Below are 21,094 nucleotides of genomic sequence, written 5' to 3' on the forward strand. Positions count from 1 at the left end.
AACTAATCATTCTTTTCAATAGCCATTAGACTGAAAAATAAGAGAATTTTTTATTATGAAAAAAACAGTTCCACTGGGCACGTTTTGTGCACTAGGAACTGCTTATTAATGTATACACAATTTATTTGCTTTTAAGGAGTTCACATTCTATCTACAGGTTCATAATGAAGAGACTAGGTTAAGAAGTAAGCCAGGTGAGGAAACCGATAATAAACCAAATGAAGAGTTAGTCCAACGAATCAATGAAATATAATCAATTGATTATATAAGCGTGTGGTTATATAATGAATCTGAAAATGAAATAAAGAAGGTGTTATTGGACTTGAAGGACGCAAACGATTTGACTCAGGGTCCTATTATGCCTACCTTAATGAAATTAACGCTTCCCATTATTGCAACGAATTTCATCTCTACTACTTATGGTCTAGTCGATATGATTTGGGTTGGAAGATTAGGAAGTGGTCCGGTTGCCGCGATTGGTACGGCGAGTTTTTTCATTAATCTAGCGATTGCTTTATCGACAATGGTTACTATCGGCACAGGGATTAAGGTAGCGCATTGTATGGGATCTGGTCAGATAGAGAAGGCTAAATCTTATATAAAGAACGGATTTATGATGTCTACTTTACTAGGACTTCTCTATATGTGTTTAGTGCTATTAACCAAGAATCAGTTGATTGGTTTTTTTGATCTTGGAAGTGATGACGTTGAACGGATGGCTAGACAATTTCTAATGATTTCGATCTTTGGGACGGTATTTTCTATTGTTAATACATTGTTTGCAACCCTTTTAAACGCTATGGGAAATAGTAAACAACCGTTTCAGATCTTCTCTATTGGTCTTATGGTTAATATTGTCCTCGATCCATTTTTAATTTTTGGCTGGGGCAGTTTTGAAGGATGGGGAGTCGCTGGAGCAGCTATTGCAACATTAACGGCGAACATCTTGGTTACGGCTCTCTTTATCATGAAGACAAGAAAGTCAGAAATCATTTCAAACACATCAACGTGGGACAGTCGTCAAATGAAAGAAGTCATCCGCATGGGGCTTCCCATTACGATCCAACGGGTTACTTTTACGATCATATCGATCATCATTGCCAAGATCATTGTGCGTTTTGGGGCGGATGCCATTGCGGTTCAAAAAGTTGGGATTCAAATTGAATCTATTTCTTATATGACCATTGGAGGACTACAGGGAGCTATTGCTGCTTTTTTTGGTCAAAATTATGGAGCACGCCGATTCGATCGAATTAGGCAAGGTTATCGTCAGGCGCTAATCTTAACCTCCATCTTTGGTGTGATCGTGTCGCTTATATTTATTGCGTTTCCGCAGCAGCTATTTTCATTATTTTTATCAGACCAGACGAGTCTGGCATTAGGCGCAGATTATATGCGGATCATCGGATACTCACAATTGTTCATGTGTATGGAATTGATGACAGTCGGTGCTTTTAACGGCATTGGTCAAACTCACATTCCACCGATCTTTAGTATTACATTTACTGCACTCCGAATTCCGCTAGCCCTGCTATTATCCGAACCTTTTGGCTTGAATGGAGTGTGGATGTCGATTGCGCTAAGCAGTGTGTTCAAGGGTGTTATTCTTGTGTTCTGGTTTAGAAGATCTTTGTTCAGAATGAACAAACAGCAGGTAGACTACTAAGCAAAGGATGAGCGTAGAAATGGCTTTATTAAATCGTAGACTCATACAGCTCTTAAGAGATAACCATTTGAATAAGGAGCTTTTTCACGGTGAATTTGGTTTGGAAAAAGAAAATGTCAGAGTGGATCCAGAAGGGAACCTTGCGCTGACACCACATCCAAAAGCCTTTGGCAACAAAATGGAGAACCCCTATATTCAAACGGATTTCTCAGAGAGTCAGATTGAAATGGTGACACCCTCTTTTGATTCTATTGAAGAGACTTATAACTTTCTGGAGGCGCTGCAGGATATTGTGTCGCTAGAGCTTAAGGAAGAATATCTATGGCCGAGTAGTAATCCTCCCATGCTGCCGAACGATAAGGACATTCCCATTGCCAAGATGGGTAATCCGGTAGAGGACGAGTATAGACATCAGTTAGCGGATAAGTATGGACGCAAAAGACAATTGCTGAGCGGAATTCATTATAATTTCTCTTTTGACGAACCATTTCTTAAACAGCTTCATGACATTGTAGATCCGCAGATGAGCTATAAAGATTTCAAAGATGCTACTTATTTAAAAATAGCCCGCAACCTATTGCGATACCGCTGGCTTCTAATCTATTTAACAGGTGCTAGTCCTGTTTTTGATAAGACTTATATGGAGCAATGTGTCGCACGAGGCGAGTCGGATGATCAGAATAGCTATTATGTTCAAAATATGAATTCACTTCGGAATAGCGAATGCGGATATCGAAATGAAAAACCTCTTTATGTTTCCTTTGATTCACTTACGGACTATGTACATGATTTACAAACGTTGATCGACTCAGAGGAATTATTAAGTGTAAAAGAGTTCTATAGCCCGGTTAGAGTGAAGACGGCAAGAGGCAAACATCCGTTAGAGGAGCTGCTGCAGGATGGGATTGCTTATATAGAGCTTCGTTTTATTGATCTGAATCCACTCTATAAAATAGGAATTAGCAAAGAAACAATGACTTTCATTCATTTGTTTATCCTGTACATGCTATTGAAAGAGGACGAACCGTTCGGGGTAGAGGATCAGAAGATGGCGAACCTTAATCATGATCAATTGATCATGGAGGGGATCAAAGGCTGCTTGCATGATTACGGAGATTCTTGCGGGACGATGGAGCAGAAGGCTTTAACTTGTATTCAAGAGATGCAGGATATGATTCAGTTGTTGAACCCAGAAGATAAAGAATTCACGAACATTCTGAACGAAGCCAAGGATAAGATTCTGAATCCAGATCAAAGTTTTGCCGCGATTGTGAAGTCAGAAGTTCAACAATCCTCTTTCGTACAATATCATCTGAATAAAGCTAAACAGTATGCTGAGGAAAGTCTTGCGAACGGATACCGATTTGTGGGATATGAGGATCTGGAGCTATCTACACAGCTTCTACTAAAAGCAGCAGTTAAACGTGGGATTAAATTTCAATTGCTCGATCGAGATGAGAATTTCGTTCTACTTACAAAAGGCGATCATAAAGAATACGTTAAGCAAGCTACGAAGACATCCTTGGATTCTTACAGCACGGTACTAATTATGGAGAATAAAATTGTTACGAAGGAAGTCCTCAAACAACAGGGCATTCGTGTTCCCGCAGGTGAAGCATTTGGAGATCTGGAAGCAGCAATGAATGCATATGATACTTATCGTGATAAGGCTATTGTGATCAAGCCCAAATCAACGAACTTTGGACTCGGTATTACTATTTTTACAGATGAATTCTCCAAAGAAGATTATCAAAAAGCCTTCGCAATTGCCTTTGAGCATGATCGAACAGTACTGCTTGAGGAATTTATGACGGGGAAAGAATATCGTTTTCTAGTGATGGGCGATGAAGTAGTCGGAGTATTGCACCGGGTTCCGGCGAATGTGGTCGGTGATGGTGTACATACAATAGAAGAGCTGGTCCACGAAAAAAATAAGGATCCGCTAAGAGGTCGTGGCTACAAAACTCCGCTTGAGAAAATTCAGATCGGCGAAGCCGAAGAGATGTTCTTGAAGAACCACGCTCAGACTTGGAGCGATGTTCCTCCATTTAATGAGGTGATCTTTCTACGGGAGAACTCAAATATTAGTACCGGTGGAGACAGCTTAGACTTTACAGATGAGATCCCAGACAGCTATAAAGATCTAGCCATTCAATCGGCTAAAGCTGCGGGGGCCACGATTTGTGGGGTAGATATGATGATTGATGATATTAAGGAAGATGCGGCAGGTACCAATTATAGCATTATTGAGATCAATTTTAATCCAGCGATTCATATTCACTGTTACCCCTATAAAGGGAAGAATCGCAAAGCGGACGAACGAATTCTGGATCTATTGTTTGGCGAATAAACAGAAGCTCAACCAGTACTTTTGGTTGAGCTTCTGTTTTTAAAATAGTGCAGTATGCACCTCAACTCACTACTTGTTTATGCTAGGAGTTACCCGCTGCTGCAACGCCACTAAAGTTTCTGGCTTGGACGTTATTAAATTGATCTGTTGCCAGTGCATTTGTGAAGATTTCTGCTGTGTACTGAATCTGACCTGCTGCGACAGCCAGCGCTGGTGGGACATCTACTGCTGAGAAACCAAAAGCTTCATTTTCTCTGCTGATTGCTACACCAAATGTTGTGGTGAAAATAATCGTTCCGTTTCTGCGAACATTAATGGTATTGGTGTTGAAAAGAGGATTATTCTCTACTTTCAAAAAACCCGACAAAAGTACGCGGACATTGCCTTGATTGTCAGGCGTGACCCCTACAGTCTGAATACCGATATCCCCAAAAACAAGGGGAGTTGCTGCTAATGGGATAACCACGGGTGTGTTATCTGAAGCAGCTTGGTTGGAAAGTCGTAAATCTACAAACTGGATTGTCATATTATACTCACCTCCTAGAAATAGAATATGAGAGAAGAAGGTTCAACTCTTGGATTCATATAAAATTCATCAGTTACCTACTTGAATGGTTGTATGTCCACCCCTTGTGACACTCTTGTAACAGAGATTCGCTACGATAGCTTACGAGGTGAGAGAATGAAAAAATCTAAAGCTTTTATAGTGTTAATCTTATTGTTGGTTGTAGGGTGTAGTTCAGTAACACCTCAAGCCAATCAAGAACTGAAGAAAGAAGAGAAGAAGGAAGAGAAGACAGAAAGGAATGAGAAGCTAGCCTTCTGGGAGGTCCAGAGAAAAGGAACCAATTTTATGAATTCAAAATCGTTACCGGATAACTATGAAGCTGCCAAAGAGCAGAATATTGAATTCATTCGGTTGGCACCAGATAAATGGGCAAAAGACAGTGACTATTTATTTAATGACAAACCGGATACGAACCCGGATAAAGATTTCCTAATAGGGAATGCAGATAAGTATGAAGGGATTGTTGAAGAGGATTTTGCCGAGTTAAAAGCGGACTTAGATGCAGCCGAGGCTCGGGGCTCAAAAGTAGTACTGACCGTCCTAAGTCTCCCCGGAGATCGCTGGAGGCAGTTTAATAATTACGAGAATGATGATCGGATATGGAAGGATTTCAGTTATCATGAACAAGCGGCAGTATTTTGGAGAGATCTAGCAAGCCGGTTGAAAGATCATCCAGCGGTAATCGGTTATAACTTGATTAATGAACCACATCCTGAGACTGCAACGGGATTTCATGACTTCTGGACACAGGACTACAGCGTATGGTATAGCTCAGTGGAGAACACCCCTGCGGATTTGAATCTTTTATATGAAACGATAGTGACCGCTATTCGTACCGTAGATTCCAAGACACCAATCATCGTAAATTCTGGCCTGTATGCTACACCTTGGGCCTTTAAATATTTGAAACCCCTCGAAGATGAGAATGTCTTGTATGCTTTTCATATGTATGAGCCGTACGAGCTAACCAGTCAGAATAAGAAAAAAGGGTTCACCTATGAATATCCTGGGACGATAAAGGTCGGGGACAATAAAACAGAAAAAGCCTTTAACAAGGAAGCCCTAAAGGAATTTCTAGAACCAGTTGCACAGTGGGCAAAGGAACATAACATTCCCGCAAATCGGATTATTGCAGAAGAGTTTGGAACGAATCGATTAGTAAAAGGCGCAGATCAATATATGGCGGATTTAATTTCGATTTTTGATGATTTCGGCTGGCACTGGGCGTTCTATGCTTTCCGAGAGGATACTTGGGACGGTATGGATTATGAGCTTGGCACTGAGCCTCCAACCTGGGCGTATTGGCAAGCGATAGAGAAAGGTGAACAGCCTCCTCGGACAGCAGTGGATAACCCAATATGGACAGTTTTGAAGAAAGGACTGGAAAGAAAGGAGTAAATGATGCTACTTGAACATTCTAATTGCCGATGATGAGAAACATATGACCACCATATTGAAGACTTATTTTGAAAAAGAGGGCTATAACGTTTGGGTAGCTGCGGATGGGGAGGAGGCGCTGGAGCTCTTTTTTTCGAATAAGATCGATCTTGTGGTCTTGGATTGGATGATGCCTAAACGAAGCGGGATTGAGGTGTGCAATGAAATCAAGCAGGTTAGTTTAGCTAAAGTGGTGATGCTGACCGCCCGATCTTCCCATGACGATGAATTTAGCGCTTTAGATATCGGTGCAGATGAATATATTAGAAAACCATTCGATCCACGGATTTTAATGCTGAGAATTAAAAAAATGCTGGGTACCGAAAAAGTAGCTGCTATACGGGACTTAGAAATTGATTTTGAACGGAAGAAAGTGTACAAGAATGGGGAGGAGCTGTCCCTTTATAAAAAAGAGTTCGAGTTGCTCACCTTCCTATATGAGAATAAAGGCCGGATTTTGTCCAGAGATTCTTTGTTATCTTCCGTTTGGGGAATGGACTACCTCGGCGAAGAACGAACCGTGGATACACATATTAAGCGATTGCGCGATAAGATTGGAGCTGATCACGTGATCACACACAGGGGAATGGGGTACAGCTTCCATGATAAAAATCAATAAAATAAGCACGAAGTTATTGATTATGGTAAGCATCATTCTGCTGATTGTGTTTGGGACATCCTATTTATTGCACAATTTTTTCTCGTCCGATTATTACCTTTACAAAATGAAAACCAAGATTAACGCTATTTATGACGAAGTAAAGGATCTCAGTCTGGATCAGCTTATGGACAAGGAAACAGCGATCGAGAACAATAACAATATAACGATTGTTAGGGTTGAAAATAGAGGAAGTACAACAGAAATTAACGACAACATACAATTTGCTCTCTTTAAAGATAAGGTATCACTCAATAAGTTCTGGATTACGGAAGAAGTCTTACAAAAGGTAAACGAAGGAAATACGGTGAATCTGTTATTTAATCAGGGGAAATTAAAGTCCAGCCTGTTAACGAAAATATATGAGCAGGATGGCAGTTTAATCCTCATCGGCACTGTGGTTGTGCACAATACAGATGCTTTAAACATCGTAAATCAACTCAGCTTCTACTCCGTTCTTTTGGGGATTATTATCAGCTTGCTGTTAGTGGCTTATTATTCGAAAAAGATCATTACCCCATTAGAGCAGTTACAGGATGTGGCGAAGGATATTTCCAATCTTGATTTTAAACAAGTGACGATTAAATCGGGGGATGAAATTGAAGAGTTATCTAAAAGCATTAATCAGATGAGTCAACGCCTAAAAAGCGCCCATGCAGAACTGGAGAAGAAAAATCAAAGCTTAAACACACTGATCTCAAGCATTTCACATGAAGTGAAGACACCGTTATCTTTAATCCAAGCCTATACGATTGGTATCCAAGACGGTCTGGATGATGGTACCTATACGGATATCATTTTGGAGCAGGTGAAATACACTTCAGATATGGTGGATTACTTGATTAAGCTGTCCAAGATTCAAAAGACCGAAGTGCATAAAGAGAAATTCGATCTTAAAGAGCTTTTGCTCAAAGTGATCTCACAATATAACATTACGCTTAAAAATAAAAACCTGACCTTACAGACCGACTTCCATTCGGTTGAACGATCCATCGTTGAAGAGGATATCAGCCAGATTGAGATTGTATTCAACAACTTAATTAGTAATGCCATTAAATATGGGGAAGAAAATGTCTTTGGAATCTCATTAGTAAATGATACTCACGACACTCTGAAGTTCACTATTACTAATAAAACCACGCGCCTGAAAGAGAAGCACTTAGCCTATATCTGGGACCCGTTCTATGTCATCGACGATTCTCGGAATAAAGAAATCTCCGGAACTGGACTTGGCCTGTCTATCGTCGCGGAGATTCTAGCTAAAAATGATCTGAAATACGAAGCCATATTAGAGGATTCGTATATTAGTTTTAGTGTTTGGTTTGATGTAGAGGTTACAGAAAATAATTGCTAGTGGGAGGAAAATGTCCCTTAAGAAATCTTCAGTTATTGTTGCAACTCTTTCACTCTTAATCAACCTCATAATGAATATGTATCAGGCACTATCAATGATTAAATGTTTAGATTAGGGAAAACCTCCCTAATTATGTGAGATTTATCGTGCTCCAAGCGATAATTAGGGAAAATCTCCCCAATTATCAGGGTGTTTCATTCATAAAGAGGGTATTCTCGTATTTATTAGGGAGGATTTCCTTAAAAGTCACAAATTGAGCCGATAATTTACTAATTTTAGGGAGGATTTCCCTAATCCGCAAAGTGGTGTGATGTGGAGTTTAATGCAACGCTATGGAATTGAATTGCAGCTCATAATAAATGAAGCACTCCTTCAAGGAGGATTCATTCGCTTTAAAGCTATCGGCAGAGACACGATTCTACACATAATCGTGAATGGTTTTTAGATTTAACCCATAAATATGGTAAAAAGTAACGGAGGGAATTTTGGAACTGTAGGAGCGGAGCGTTCGCCTGAAAGCTTTCCGAAGGAAAGCTCGCATCGGAAGCATATGCTGTCTCCGGATGTTATCCGCTGATAGCGGTAAAATCAAAAACATCTGGAGACAACAGCGACCGAAAGTCCAAACTTCCTGCAGTTACGCCCCGTCATCATATTCATCGTATTATCTCCATAGCCATCACCTAATCCATCACTATATCATCAGTTAAGCTTCAAAAGCGCCGAATTATCAACAAAAGTAGCCGTATTAAACAGCATCAATACATCCTTAATATCATTCTGAGCCATGTACTCACTGATACTCCCGTTATAATAACGAATGTCGATCACATGGATTTCCGGTACATGCTGAGTCAAAAAAGGGATGACACTATGCGCATAGGAGTCCTTGATGACGAGCAGCTTCTCCTGTTTGACTTCTTTAGGATCAAGCTCGCTTGTGATTTTCATAAGAGCATGAACGCCGCCTAGAAAATAAGAGTATTTATCTTTTTTCGATAGATAGCTTGGATCGTACATACTTGTTAAAGTCTCACCGGTATCTACAATATGCATCTTGGTGGATACATCATTAATTGGCTTATACTCTTGAATGGAATCTGGCACCACTCCGATAAATTGACTCCGCGTATGGTAGCTTCCAAGGAACGAATCGCTTACTGTCTCAATTTCGAATTCGCTCTGGGACAGAGGCTGCCATCCCATACTTTCAGCATACGCTACGTAAGCCAAGTAAGCGCCGTAGGTTGTCCAGTGATGATCGGTCCGATAATAAATGTCCTCTGCAGCATGCGGAGTAAGCACATCAAATCCATTTATAAAAGTTAGGCTATCACTTACTTCATCAGCGATCTTTTGATTCACCTCAGCTTGTGAGTATACAGGTGCTAACCAGGGCAAACGTTCGTTGTACAAGCCTACCGATGTAGGCGCAAGCAGAAAGGTCGTTTTGGCTTCAGGATTTTTAGCAGCAAAACGTTTCACAGCCGCTGCATATTGCTGAACCTTAATGTAATCAGGGGCATCGAATTTTTCGAATAAGTAACCGTCTTTCCCCTTATAAATCCCGTTATTTTCTTGCTGCAGCCTCATTTGCTCCACCGCCGATTTCACCCATACCCATTTGGCTCGAAAAGGGAAATGATCGGTTACGAAGCTTTCCGCCTCTTCCGCGTAGGTGTGGGATAATAAATTGTCCCATGTCAAATGGGGAGCGCTCTGCAAATATCGGTTTTCTAGCTCAGAGAAACGTTGAACTGGCAATAAGAAAAAGGTTATACCCACCAGAAAAAGCGTCGCGACAAATCCCACCACTAGTATTCGATCCGTTCTCTGCTTCATAAACAATCACCCCCTAGAATCGGAAATATAAGAATGGGTTAAAGGTAGCATCCACTAAGTAAGCGACAGATAGGAAGAATAAGACGCCATACCAGACCAGAGCAGGAATCGATCTAGCATCCATACGCTTGGAGAGTTTCAAAGGTGTGGAGGCTAAAGTTAATACCACGAGTAGAATCGCGTTTGTGTAAGTGAAGTATAAAGTAGTGGTATTCCACAATGGCTGGCCATTAAAGCCGAGCATCGCTTGCAAGTAACTAAGTACCAACGGAAGTTCTTCAAAGGCGAACAAGACCCATCCAATGAGAATAAGCACAACGGCATAGAGATGCCTAGTCCAGCGCGGTAGACGGCTCAGCAGTTGTAGTCCCCACCATTTTTCAAAGATAAGAATGACCCCGAAGTATAATCCCCAGAACAGAAAGTTCCAGCTCGCCCCGTGCCAGATTCCTGTGAGCAGCCACACAATAAGGATATTGCGAACTTGAATACCTAACCCCCGGCGGTTGCCTCCAAGCGGGATATATACGTAATCACGAAACCAACTGCTTAAGGAAATATGCCATCTCCGCCAGAAGTCAGTTATACTCTGTGAAATATAAGGCTTGTTGAAGTTTTCGTTAAATCGGAAGCCGAACATAAGGCCGAGGCCAATCGCCATATCCGAATACCCACTGAAATCAAAATAGATCTGAAAGGCAAACGCAATAATGCCAAGCCAAGCGGTTAAAGCAGGCATGGACTCCAGATTGGAGCTGGATATGGTGTGCCAGAGCAGGCCGATGTTGTTGGCGAGCAGCACTTTTTTGGCTAGTCCGATAATAAATCTTCTTACACCCTCCGCGAACATGGGGATATCCACCGAACGCTCACGTAGTTGCTCTGCTATAGTGTTATATTGAACGATAGGACCGGCTACTAATTGCGGAAACAGAGCTACAAACGTCCCGAAATCAATCCAATTCCGCTGTGCTTTGGTAGTTCCTCTGTAGACATCAATGATGTAGGACATGGATTGAAAGGTATAGAACGATATCCCAATAGGTAATGGTAAATCAGTTAAAGGGATATGAGTGCCGAGGAGTTCGTTTACATTCTGGATGAGAAAATCTGCGTATTTAAAATACGACAATAAGCCCAGGTTAATAATGACGGAGCTAACCACAATCCACTTGCGCTGCACCGTAGTTAGCTTCGGTCTACTAAGAAGTAGACCAAAGCCGTAATCCGTAACGGTAGACAGCAACATAATTACAATGTAGACGGGTTCGCCCCATGCATAAAACACCAGACTGCTCAAAAATAAAATGAGGTTTTTAATCCGCCAAGGCGAAACGTAGTAGAGTGCAAGGACAGCCGGCAGAAACAGGAATAGGAAGAGTAGGCTGCTGAATACCATCGCTAATTATTTTTTAGTAAACAAGGTATCGAATTCAGTCACCAGCTGATCTGCACTCTCGGAAATCACGAATAAGATGTAATTGCCTTTTTTGACCAGCTTATAATTTTGGGCGTTCTCATATTGATCCGGAAGGTATTGTTCGAACTGCTTTTGAATATCTGCCGCACGCTCTTTGACTGCGGTTTCGACAGTAGAGATATCTTTGGCATCTTTAACTTTTAAAATAGCAATTTCATTACTTTTCACATTCATCATTGGCATTCTAATGCTATAATCTTCAAGTAATGATGGAGCTAGATGGTACAGCTGACTCACCATATCTTCTTCAACTTCCATTAATGAAGGCTGTTCCACTTTTGCAAGCATTTCGTCGACCATCTCTTTCGCCGTCAGATTGGTTTCTACTGCGGCTTCATTGTTACTGCTGGCACAGGCGCTAAGCACCACACTTAATACAATAGTTAACGCTAGAATGAAGGTATGCTTTTTCAATTAGGTCACTCTCCTTGGTGTGTTTGATCTACAATTCTCTAGTTAACTAACGTATAGAGTCTATAGAATGTTGCGCGACACTTTCTTTCGAATACTTTACCCCAATTTTGTGGAAATATGTTTGAATGAAAAGGTCATGCAAAGATCTTCCTCTCTTAGCTTGCGCAATGGTTGGTTATACTGTTACTGTAAGATAGATAGTTTTGAATAGAAGGGGATTGAACGGAATGATCGAAGAACTAAACAATAATGGATTACCGGAGAATTACGAGGAATTAAAGAAAGCTGCGAACCGCTCTGCGGATTGGAGAGCCCGTCTAGAAGCAGTTGAAGAACTGGGACAGACTAACCACAAACAAATTATCGATATCCTGACGCGTTTAATGGAGAGCGATCCTGTATATACAGTTCAAGAAGCGGCTTACCTTAAACTGAAGGCATTCGGCGAAGATGTTAAAGCACCATCCAAGAATAAACCGGAGCTAGTGAAAGGCGTTTCCAAAATACTCCTGAGAATTAAGAAGAGCCTGCCTAGAGATCATTCGTACGAGGATTTCAAAGAGAAGCTGAAGAAGATGAGAATCGACGTCTACGACACTTATGAAGGCGAAAAAGGCGATGACTTCGACGCGTGGCTGATGAAGATGTGGACTTCCGCGAACAAGTAAAGGATGACAACATGCAAACTAACAAATTAACAGAACAATTTCAAGAATACCTTAAACTGTCTGCTGACCTACGTCCTGACTATATTGCCAGCTTAGGTAAGGGTGATAATGAAGCGAAGATTACGGCGATTTTTCCGGAAGCCCCTGAACTGTTGAAAGCTATTTATAGCACAGTTTCAGGTACAAGCAGTGAGGAAGAAGAACCAAGTCTGATCGAATTTATCCCAGGGTATCGTCTAATTCATATTAATGAATATGAAGCAGAGATGAAGATATTAGCTGGAATATTGGAGGAAAAAGGCCATCAAGCGGATGGCGTTATCTTGCCGATCTTAACGAATTACGGTAGCAACTTCATTTGTTACCATAAATCCGCGGATGGTGTGGAACGTGTATGTGACCTGCTGCATGATTTTGGGGATCTGATTGTAATGTATGAATCACCTGAAAAGTTTCTGGAGACTTTATGTGAGTTCTACAAGCAAGAGGTTTATTTCCTGGATGAAGAGGGTTACCTCGATTGCGATTTAGTAAAAGAGGGCGAAGTAGGCGCAGCCTTGAACCCGGATGCAAAATACTGGTCTGAATAATTAACAAGAGCAGCAGTCCAATTATGGACTAGCTGCTCTTGTTGTTTTTAAGCCTCAGTAAGCTGAAGCCTCCTGATTCATATCGATCTTAATCTTGCGCAGCACGTTTCTCCTGCTCCCGCAGCTCTATTCTCCGTATTTTACCGGAGGCAGTTTTCGGAAGATCCTGAATGAACTCGATTTTTCGAGGATATTTATAAGGAGCAGTCCACTCTTTAACATGGGATTGCAGCTCCTTCACAAGCTCAGGAGAAGCCTTAGTCTCATCCCTTAGTACAATAAAAGCCTTAACGATGTGTCCGCGAATTTCATCCGGACTAGCAACGACCGCGCATTCTTTAACTGAGGCATGCTTCATCAGGGCTTCCTCTACCTCAAAAGGACCAATGGTGTAACCCGAGCTAATGATAATGTCATCTCCACGGCCCTCGAACCAGAAATAACCGTCTTCATCCTTCCGCGCCCGGTCGCCGGTTACGAAGAACTCACCGTGAGTGCAGCTTTCTTTTCTGCCGGGGTCTTTGTAATAGGTATGGAATAACGCTGGCATGCTTAAGTGCACTGCGATATCTCCAACGACTCCAGCAGGTGACGGAATCCCGTCTTCGTCTACCACTTCAACTAGACCGGGAGCAATAGACTTACCCATTGACCCTATTCGAATTGGCGTATCTTTAAGTGTTCCGATGATAAGCGTACTTTCGGTCTGTCCGTAGCCATCACGAATCGTGATATTGAATTCACGTTGAAAAGTGTTGATGACCTCTTGATTCAAAGGCTCTCCAGCGGAAACTGCGCAGCGAAGGTGGGACAAGTCATAATGACTGAGGTCTTCCAATTTAGCCATTAAGCGATATTCGGTTGGTGTACAGCATAACACCTCAATGTTGTGATCCTGCAGCAGCTGCAAATATTTCTTAGGATGAAAAGATCCACTATATACAAAGCCGGTCGCCCCGTTACCAAGGACGGATAAAAAGGGACTCCAGATCCACTTCTGCCAGCCCGGTGCCGCTGTTGCCCAGACGGTGTCTGTTTCTTTAATATCAAGCCATTGAGGTGAAGTGATCCGCAAGTGAGCATAACCCCAACCATGACTATGAACGACTGCTTTAGGGTTGCCGGTTGTTCCAGAGGTATATGCCAAGATCGCCATATCGTCACGGTGGCTTTCGACTGTAGTGAACGCATCCGGTTGATCAACCATTAGTTCTTCTAGATCTAACCATCCGTTACCGAGCTCGTCAGAGCTGCCAGATACGGAAAGACGGTAATCCAGAGCAGGCAGATCCTCCGAGATTTTATTTACTTCCTCAGTAACCTCTGACCAGGCAATAACGGCTCTGGCTTCGGCATGCCGCAGACGATAGGATAAATCCTTGGCGCGAAGCATTTCTGATGAAGGGATAATCGCAAGTCCTAGCTTCAGACATGCTAAATAGATGACATAAGCGATGATTCGACGTGGAACCATAACAAGAACACGATCCCCTTGCTCGAGACCAAGTGCTGCAAGTCCCCCGGCAAGTCGGTTAGCTTGTTTGCGAAGTTCTCCGTAAGTGATTTCCTCGTAGTCTCCTAGTTCATTCAACCACTTAAGTGCAATCTTTTCCGGTGCATGACGTTCTATTTCCGAAGTGAGATTGTAGTACTCAGGTGCGATCCACTGCTGATTATCCAATATGAACCTCTCCTATATCAAACAAGATGTGTATAGCTGTTACACTTAGTATAGCACGTTATCCTAGTACCAGGTACTAGTACCTTGATGCTTAAATTTGATATCATAGGGTTCAGAAGGTTAAGATAACTTGTGTAAATATAAATCCAGAAAGTGAGAACTATGTTATGAATCACACAACTTTTGATGAAATATTCGCTATTATGGAAGCCTCTTTTCCCACTTCCGAGATCAGAACCTATGAGGGACAACAGGCGTTATTGGATGTTCCACATTACCGATTGATTACCGAAGTGAATGCTGAGGGGAAAATCATTGCTTTTATAGCTTGCTGGGAGTTTCCAGGATTTCGATTTGTAGAACATATCGCAGTGGACCCAAGTATAAGAGGTGGAGGCATAGGTAAAAAGCTGATGGAGGAGTATATCCGTAAGTCAGGCAAACCTGTGCTTTTGGAAGTTGAACCGCCATTGGGTGAAATGGAACAACGGAGAATCGGTTTCTATGAGCGGCTGGGCTTTCATTTGAATCCTTATGAGTATGTGCAGCCCCCTCTGCGTGAGGAAAATGCTGATTTACCGCTTCAAATCATGACCTATCCTAACCCTGTCGATGAAGAAGAGTTCAATTTATATCGAGAAATTTTATATACAGAAGTGTATAAGGTTACAACACCGTATCAAAGTTAATCTCTTCAGCAACCCGTACGATCCTTTTTAGGACAAGCGGGTTGCTGTTTTTATTTTTGGTTAAATGAATGATATTTTGATTTTTTTAATTACAAAATGGGTACAAGTAAGAAACAACTTAGAGACATAATCTTATTTTGTTTGAGCTAAAGTAAGAACAAAGATTGAACTTCCAAGGAGGGCTTACTTATGAAAAATAAAAAAATAATCATAGCAACAATGGTGTTTGGGATGGTAGTTACAGGATCAGCCGGTGTATATGCGGGAACTAAACTTCAAAAAATCACTGCATACCTCAATCACAGCATTGGTTTTAAGGTGAACGGTACGGCGTATACGCCGGTTGATAATAAAGGGAACGCGTTGGCGCCAATTACTTATAACAATACAACCTATCTTCCTGTACGTGCGATTGCTGATGTGATGAAGGTGCCTGTGACCTTTGATGCAGTGAACAATCAGGTTATTCTTGGCACAGGAGGCTCGGTGACTGACACTATTTCTCTGACTCCTGTACAATACAGCAGCACTCAGAAAGAAGGGATTGTTAAAGCCTTCGCCAATTTCCAAGGTTTCGAAACAGCCTATGCACCTACTCAAATGGTGAGTGGAGACGCATTTCAAAAAGTAGTGGGCTCTGATGATGGTGTGAACTTTCTGTTTAAACAGATGAAGGTGAACATTTCTCCTCGTGATTATGCTTACGATTACAAAGGTGAAACTGTAAAGCTCTCTAATGGAACCGAAGCTAAATGGTACAGCCCATCCAGCGATTCGTTGTTCTTGACCTATAAACTGGATGATCGTTTTGTTACGATTAGTTCCCCAAATAAAACACTGAGTAAGACGCAATTAGAAAAAGTAGCAGTAAATGTAGTGAAATGGAGTAAATAAGGTTTTCTTTAACACTTCTCTTTGTGCTTTAAAAAGTAAAGCAGCAAGTCTCCCATAGTTGGAGAGACTTGCTGCTTTTTTTGTGTTTGAGAGCTGATCATTTAAAGCTTTTACTTACTGTGCTGTTTATTTGGCAGCTTTTGACTTGGTGTACTTTTACCATGATGTTCTTTATTCTTTTCAGCTTTCTTTTGGGTGTCGTGTACTTTTTCTACAAAAGCATGAGTATCGTCCATGTTTATCCTCCTTGATTGGCAACCTTGCCGTTACTGTAACCACTTTTGTAAGAATACATGCATGATGTACTTTACAAACTTCTATGTTTATAAAGACATTGCGAAAATATTTGATAGTTACTATAAATGGATGCAAGCATTTCATAGAACAGTAAGGGAGACTGATTATGAACAGGTTATTTAAACAAGCTGTATCCATGACCTTAGCTTTCGTTATGGTACTGGGAATTACATTCACAGGAATGCCAGCTTATGCTGAAGACAGCAATGGGGATGCTGGATTACTGCAATTACAATCGCTAGAGCCTGTTACATTATTGGCAGGGAATTCTACGTGGAAGTATCTAGATCACGGAACAGATCAAGGGACGGTATGGCGGTCCGTGTACGACGATTCAACATGGGCGTCTGGTCAAGCACCGCTTGGTTATAAAGATAATGGAACCGGAGTCAGCAGCAAGCAATTTGGTGCTCTGAACACAAATATAAGCTACGGTTCTAATAAGAGTATGAAATATCGTACTTCTTACTTCCGTACAAACTTAACGGTGAATAAGGAAGAGATTACGAAATCCGATAAAATCTTAGGCAACTTCGCATTTGATGACGGAGCTGTACTATATTTGAACGGTAAAGAAATCTACCGTGAGGCTATGCCAGCGGGTGAAATCACTTTCCAAACCAAAAGCTCAACTAACTTAAGTGATCCAAACGAATATACCAAGGTAGACCTTACTGAAGTCGTAAAGGCTAACTTGAAGGATGGAAGTAATGAGCTTTCAGCTGAGGTTCATCAGTCGAGTGATGGTAGCTCTGACTTGTACTGGGATATGAACCTGATTGCTTATCCGGTAGTAGAGACGGTAGAACCTGGAGTTGGGAAGCCTGAGTCAATTGCGCTTACCTTTAACGGAAACCCTCAGACTAGTATGGGGTTCAATTGGTATGCACCTGAGAAAGTGACAGGCACCAAGCTTGAAGTAGTAGAAGCTTCTAAAGTAGTGAATGGTCAGTTTCCAGTAGATGCTCAAACTTACGAGGGAACATCTGTTACAACAAGCGTGTATATGACAAAAGCGGATAAGTCAGCCAAGAAACCAGTGGTACTGACTAGCCATAAGGTCATTGCCGACAAATTGCAGCCGGGAACGGAGTATGCTTACCGAGCTGGGGATGGACAAGCTGACAATTGGAGTGACATCGGAACGTTTACAACAGAAAGCTCCAGTAATCAGGCCTTTAAGTTCTTATATACAACGGACTCTCAAGGAACAACTGAAGGTGATTTTGATATTTGGAATCATACCCTTCAAGAGGGATTGGCTAAATTCCCGAAAAGTGAATTCATTCTGAATTCCGGTGATTTGGTAGACAACGGTGATATTGAGGAGCAATGGGGATGGTTCTTCAATAAACCAAAGGATATTCTAGCAAATATTCCATTGGTTCCACTGGTAGGTAATCACGAAAGTAAGAGTTATAGCAATTACACAACTCATTTTAATTTACCTAATGTCTCAAATACGGGCGCGAAACCAGATGGCTCTGTCTATTCTTTTGACTACGGTTCAGCACACTTTATGGTTATTAATACAGAATATTATGGTGCTAGCTCGAATCTTGAGAATAATGAAATTTACAATAAACAAGTAGAGTGGCTGCGCAGTGAAGCCGCGAAAAGCGATCAGAAGTGGAAAGTTGTGCTCTTGCATAAATCACCTTATTCTGTTGCCAGTCACACAAATGATACAGATGTACTCTATTACAGAGCTAATTTGACAAAGGTATTTGATGAGCTTGGTATTGACATGGTTATAGGTGGACATGACCACACCTATACTAGAAGCTATCAAATGTACAACAATCAGCCGTTGACGGATATTAAGCCGGACAAAAACGGAGTGGTAACTGATCCTAAGGGTACGCTGTACCTGATTACGAATGCTGCGGGCAATAAAAAATATAATGTTGGCGCAGGTCCGTTTCCTTTTGCAGCTAAATACGAACAGCCTGGTAAGGAAATGTTCACAGGAATGACTGTAACTAACGATGAATTCTCGTACGAAGCTTACACCACGACAACTGGTGGAACTACAGACTTGTATGATAAGTACAGCATTCATAAGTCTGACGTAGCTGTTAAACCTGTGCAGAATGCAAAAGCTACTGTAGCAGATGACGGTAAAATCACGTTAACTTGGGATGCGCCTGCATCCGGTGCACCAGTATCCGGATATCGCATTTATGAGCAAAATGATCTGGTATCTGCAAATTGGACGGTCAGTGTTCCTAATACGGAAGGTCAAACTTCGTATAGTTACACTGTAGAAAATACTAATCCAAACCAAACCTATCAATTTGTTATCAAAGCTGTAAGTGACAGAACAAATTCAGAAGCTAAAGTTGCTTCTACCGACGCTATCAAAAAAGTTACCGTTACCTTTAACGGTGACCCAGTTAGTGCTAAAGGATTCACTTGGTACACAGCGTTGAAATCTGCAGGAAGCGACCTGCAGGTTGTAGAGAATACGGGCGTTACTCCAGACTTTACAAAAGCTGCTGAGTTTACAGGACGTTCAGCTGTTTCCAGAAATTCAAAGGATGAATTAGTTCATAAAGCTGAAGCTTCTGACCTTAAGGCTGATACGAAATACTACTTCCGTGTAGGTGATAAAGCACTAGGATTGTGGAGTGCAGTGGGAACTTTCGAAACTGCTGCTAAGACAGGTGCATTTACTTTCATTGATCTGGCAGACACACAGGCTAAGACGGAAGATGAAGCGATTCTTTCCGGTGAAACGATGGCAAAAGCACTTACGACATTCCCGAATGCAGAGTTTGTGGCGATTAACGGAGATATCGTAGATACTGGAACCAATGAATCACAGTGGAATTGGTTGCTTGGCCACTCGCAGGAAACCTTGCTCAATACGACTATTGTTCCAGTTGCGGGGAATCATGAGGATAAAGCGAATGCCTTCTATGAGCACTACAATATTAAGGAAGCAGCAGGCTCACCGACAGAAACAGGAGCATACTATTCTTATGATTACAGCAATGCGCACTTTGTAGTCTTGAACACGAATGAAAATTCGGACGAATATGCTAACTTCAGCAAAGCACAGTTGGATTGGATGAAGGCCGATGTAAAAGCAGCGAAGGCTGCTGGAGCGAAGTGGATTATCGTCGCTATGCATAAAGGACCATACACAACCTCTAACCACGCTACTGACAAAGATATTATGGGTGCAAATGGAGAAAGAGCGAAAGTCGCTCCAATGATGGCTGAACTGGGCATTGACTTGGTTCTTCAAGGCCACGATCATATTTATGCACGGACGAAGCCAATCAAGGCTGACGGAACTGCAGCAGACACAGTGAAGATCAAGGAAAGCTTCAATGGTCAAACTGTGGAGTACACAGTAAACCCAGATGGAACGATCTATCTGATTCCAGCTACAGCAGGAGCGAAGGTTTACTACAAGAACATGAAACCTGAGTTGGGAGATGCGTATTATAACCTCTTTGAAGTAGCCAACGAGAATACAGCTGCTAAATACGGAGCGGACCCAAGTGATGCTACGCGTCCAATGCGCGGTCAAGTTCAGACCTTTGTTGGTATCACTGTAGATGCAGGGAAGCTGACAGCTGTATCTTATGAGATTGATCAGAATGTTAATGATGCTAAACCATATGTTCTTGAAGAGTTCGGCATTGTTAAAGGTGATGAGAATGGTGGAGTTACACCAACACCAACACCGACGCCAACAACAGAGCCGACAACAGCACCAACAACAGCACCAACAACAGCGCCAACAACAGCGCCAACAACAGCACCAACAACAGCACCAACAACAAAACCGACAGCAACACCAACGCCAACAGTAGCGCCAACAACAACACCAGCACCAACAACGGCGCCTTCCCCAACTGCAACGCCAGTTAGTAAGCCATCTTTAACGGATACTAGCAATCACTGGGCAGCTGCTGTTATCGAGAAAGCAGTAGCAGCTGGTTTTGTTAGTGGTTATCCGGATGATACTTTCCGTCCGAATCAGAAAGTAAATCGGGTTGAATTTATCACAATGCTGGCGCGTGCTTTGCAATTGCCGGACAATGGTGATACATCAGGCTTTAAGGATTCTGCGAAGATTCCAGCATGGGCAAAGTCTTTTGTAGCACAGGCTGTATCTTTGCAAATTATCAGTGGCTATGATGATGGGACATTCCGTCCTACACAGGAGCTGACGCGTACAGAATTAGCAGTTATGGTTGTTCGTGCTCTTGGCATTACAGTAGATCCTAAAGCGACATTAACCTTCAATGATGCTAAGGATGTACCAGCATGGGCTGTGCCGTATATTGCAGCAGCAGCGAAATCAGGCCTTGTGAATGGTGTAGGGCAGAATAAATTTGCACCTAACCAGAAGGCAACAAGAGCAGAGGCAGTTACTATAATCCTTTCCTTGTTAGAAAAAGGGCAGAAATAAACTAGTATCAGTGTGAAATGAACTCAAGCTTAGTAAGTATCAAACAAAGGGGCTCAGCTTATCTGCTGGGCCTCCTT

Annotated in this window: 17 protein-coding genes; 11 read left to right on the plus strand and 6 right to left on the minus strand. The window is 41.9% G+C overall.

Going from position 1 to position 21,094, the window contains the following annotated elements:
* Positions 1 to 322 precede the first annotated feature (322 nt).
* Together ACDZ28_RS12435 and gshAB are read left to right on the plus strand one after the other, a co-directional pair.
* On the plus strand, positions 323 to 1,666 hold the full coding sequence (locus ACDZ28_RS12435; RefSeq protein ID WP_375104824.1) for an MATE family efflux transporter: 1,344 nt from the start codon (positions 323 to 325) through the stop codon (positions 1,664 to 1,666).
* A gap of 19 nt (positions 1,667 to 1,685) precedes the next feature.
* The gene (gshAB, locus tag ACDZ28_RS12440; RefSeq protein ID WP_375104825.1) at positions 1,686 to 4,016 is read left to right on the plus strand and encodes a bifunctional glutamate--cysteine ligase GshA/glutathione synthetase GshB; all 2,331 of its coding nucleotides are present in this window, start codon (positions 1,686 to 1,688) and stop codon (positions 4,014 to 4,016) included.
* Positions 4,017 to 4,098: 82 nt separating this feature from the next.
* Here the strand turns inward: gshAB and ACDZ28_RS12445 are convergent, their stop codons facing one another.
* On the minus strand, positions 4,099 to 4,542 hold the full coding sequence (locus ACDZ28_RS12445) for a hypothetical protein (RefSeq protein ID WP_042124224.1): 444 nt from the start codon (positions 4,540 to 4,542) through the stop codon (positions 4,099 to 4,101).
* A gap of 156 nt (positions 4,543 to 4,698) precedes the next feature.
* On the opposite strand from ACDZ28_RS12445, the gene ACDZ28_RS12450 reads away from it, so the two are divergent.
* From ACDZ28_RS12450 to ACDZ28_RS12465, 4 genes are all read left to right on the plus strand, one after another.
* Positions 4,699 to 5,982, plus strand: a complete 1,284-nt coding sequence (locus tag ACDZ28_RS12450; protein ID WP_375104826.1) for a glycoside hydrolase family 5 protein — start codon at positions 4,699 to 4,701, stop codon at positions 5,980 to 5,982.
* Positions 5,983 to 5,992: 10 nt separating this feature from the next.
* Positions 5,993 to 6,640, plus strand: coding sequence for a response regulator transcription factor (locus ACDZ28_RS12455; protein WP_042124226.1), 648 nt, complete (start codon positions 5,993 to 5,995; stop codon positions 6,638 to 6,640).
* Positions 6,624 to 8,033 carry an ATP-binding protein gene (locus tag ACDZ28_RS12460; protein ID WP_375104827.1) on the plus strand — a complete coding sequence of 470 codons (1,410 nt, stop codon included), beginning with the start codon at positions 6,624 to 6,626 and terminating at the stop codon, positions 8,031 to 8,033. The genes ACDZ28_RS12455 and ACDZ28_RS12460 overlap by 17 nt, the downstream gene beginning before the upstream one ends.
* Before the next feature lie 307 nt (positions 8,034 to 8,340).
* Complete coding sequence (locus ACDZ28_RS12465; RefSeq protein ID WP_375104828.1) at positions 8,341 to 8,478, plus strand: hypothetical protein; 138 nt, start codon at positions 8,341 to 8,343, stop codon at positions 8,476 to 8,478.
* A gap of 257 nt (positions 8,479 to 8,735) precedes the next feature.
* On the opposite strand, the gene ACDZ28_RS12470 is transcribed toward ACDZ28_RS12465, so the two are convergent.
* The 3 genes from ACDZ28_RS12470 to ACDZ28_RS12480 are packed head-to-tail and all read right to left on the minus strand — an operon-like array spanning position 8,736 to position 11,769.
* Positions 8,736 to 9,875 (minus strand): DHHW family protein, encoded by a 1,140-nt coding sequence (locus tag ACDZ28_RS12470; protein WP_375104829.1) that lies wholly within the window; start codon positions 9,873 to 9,875, stop codon positions 8,736 to 8,738.
* A gap of 13 nt (positions 9,876 to 9,888) precedes the next feature.
* Positions 9,889 to 11,274 (minus strand): MBOAT family O-acyltransferase, encoded by a 1,386-nt coding sequence (locus ACDZ28_RS12475; RefSeq protein ID WP_375104830.1) that lies wholly within the window; start codon positions 11,272 to 11,274, stop codon positions 9,889 to 9,891.
* Positions 11,275 to 11,280: 6 nt separating this feature from the next.
* Positions 11,281 to 11,769, minus strand: coding sequence for a DUF4358 domain-containing protein (locus tag ACDZ28_RS12480; RefSeq protein ID WP_042124234.1), 489 nt, complete (start codon positions 11,767 to 11,769; stop codon positions 11,281 to 11,283).
* A gap of 227 nt (positions 11,770 to 11,996) precedes the next feature.
* Here ACDZ28_RS12480 and ACDZ28_RS12485 point away from each other — a divergent pair, with 227 nt between their 5' ends.
* Positions 11,997 to 12,437, plus strand: a complete 441-nt coding sequence (locus ACDZ28_RS12485; RefSeq protein WP_076120081.1) for a HEAT repeat domain-containing protein — start codon at positions 11,997 to 11,999, stop codon at positions 12,435 to 12,437.
* Between the two features lie 11 nt (positions 12,438 to 12,448).
* Entirely contained in the window at positions 12,449 to 13,027 is a 579-nt protein-coding gene (locus ACDZ28_RS12490; RefSeq protein ID WP_375104831.1) for a hypothetical protein, read from the plus strand.
* An 88-nt stretch (positions 13,028 to 13,115) separates the two neighbouring features.
* On the opposite strand, the gene mbcS is transcribed toward ACDZ28_RS12490, so the two are convergent.
* Positions 13,116 to 14,711: an acyl-CoA synthetase MbcS gene (gene mbcS, locus ACDZ28_RS12495; protein WP_375105344.1), complete on the minus strand. Its 1,596-nt coding sequence runs from the start codon at positions 14,709 to 14,711 to the stop codon at positions 13,116 to 13,118.
* A 164-nt stretch (positions 14,712 to 14,875) separates the two neighbouring features.
* On the opposite strand from mbcS, the gene ACDZ28_RS12500 reads away from it, so the two are divergent.
* Together ACDZ28_RS12500 and ACDZ28_RS12505 are read left to right on the plus strand one after the other, a co-directional pair.
* Entirely contained in the window at positions 14,876 to 15,397 is a 522-nt protein-coding gene (locus ACDZ28_RS12500; protein ID WP_076120079.1) for a GNAT family N-acetyltransferase, read from the plus strand.
* A gap of 189 nt (positions 15,398 to 15,586) precedes the next feature.
* The gene (locus ACDZ28_RS12505) at positions 15,587 to 16,291 is read left to right on the plus strand and encodes a hypothetical protein (RefSeq protein WP_375104832.1); all 705 of its coding nucleotides are present in this window, start codon (positions 15,587 to 15,589) and stop codon (positions 16,289 to 16,291) included.
* A 110-nt stretch (positions 16,292 to 16,401) separates the two neighbouring features.
* Here ACDZ28_RS12505 and ACDZ28_RS12510 read toward each other — a convergent pair whose 3' ends face one another.
* Positions 16,402 to 16,527 carry a DUF4023 domain-containing protein gene (locus ACDZ28_RS12510; protein WP_052414454.1) on the minus strand — a complete coding sequence of 42 codons (126 nt, stop codon included), beginning with the start codon at positions 16,525 to 16,527 and terminating at the stop codon, positions 16,402 to 16,404.
* A gap of 167 nt (positions 16,528 to 16,694) precedes the next feature.
* Between ACDZ28_RS12510 and ACDZ28_RS12515 the strand changes: the two genes are divergently transcribed.
* Positions 16,695 to 21,017 (plus strand): S-layer homology domain-containing protein, encoded by a 4,323-nt coding sequence (locus ACDZ28_RS12515; protein WP_375104833.1) that lies wholly within the window; start codon positions 16,695 to 16,697, stop codon positions 21,015 to 21,017.
* The last annotated feature ends 77 nt before the right edge of the window (positions 21,018 to 21,094 follow it).

The organism is Paenibacillus sp. RS8 (genome assembly GCF_041956825.1).
Lineage (GTDB): Bacteria > Bacillota > Bacilli > Paenibacillales > Paenibacillaceae > Paenibacillus_AQ.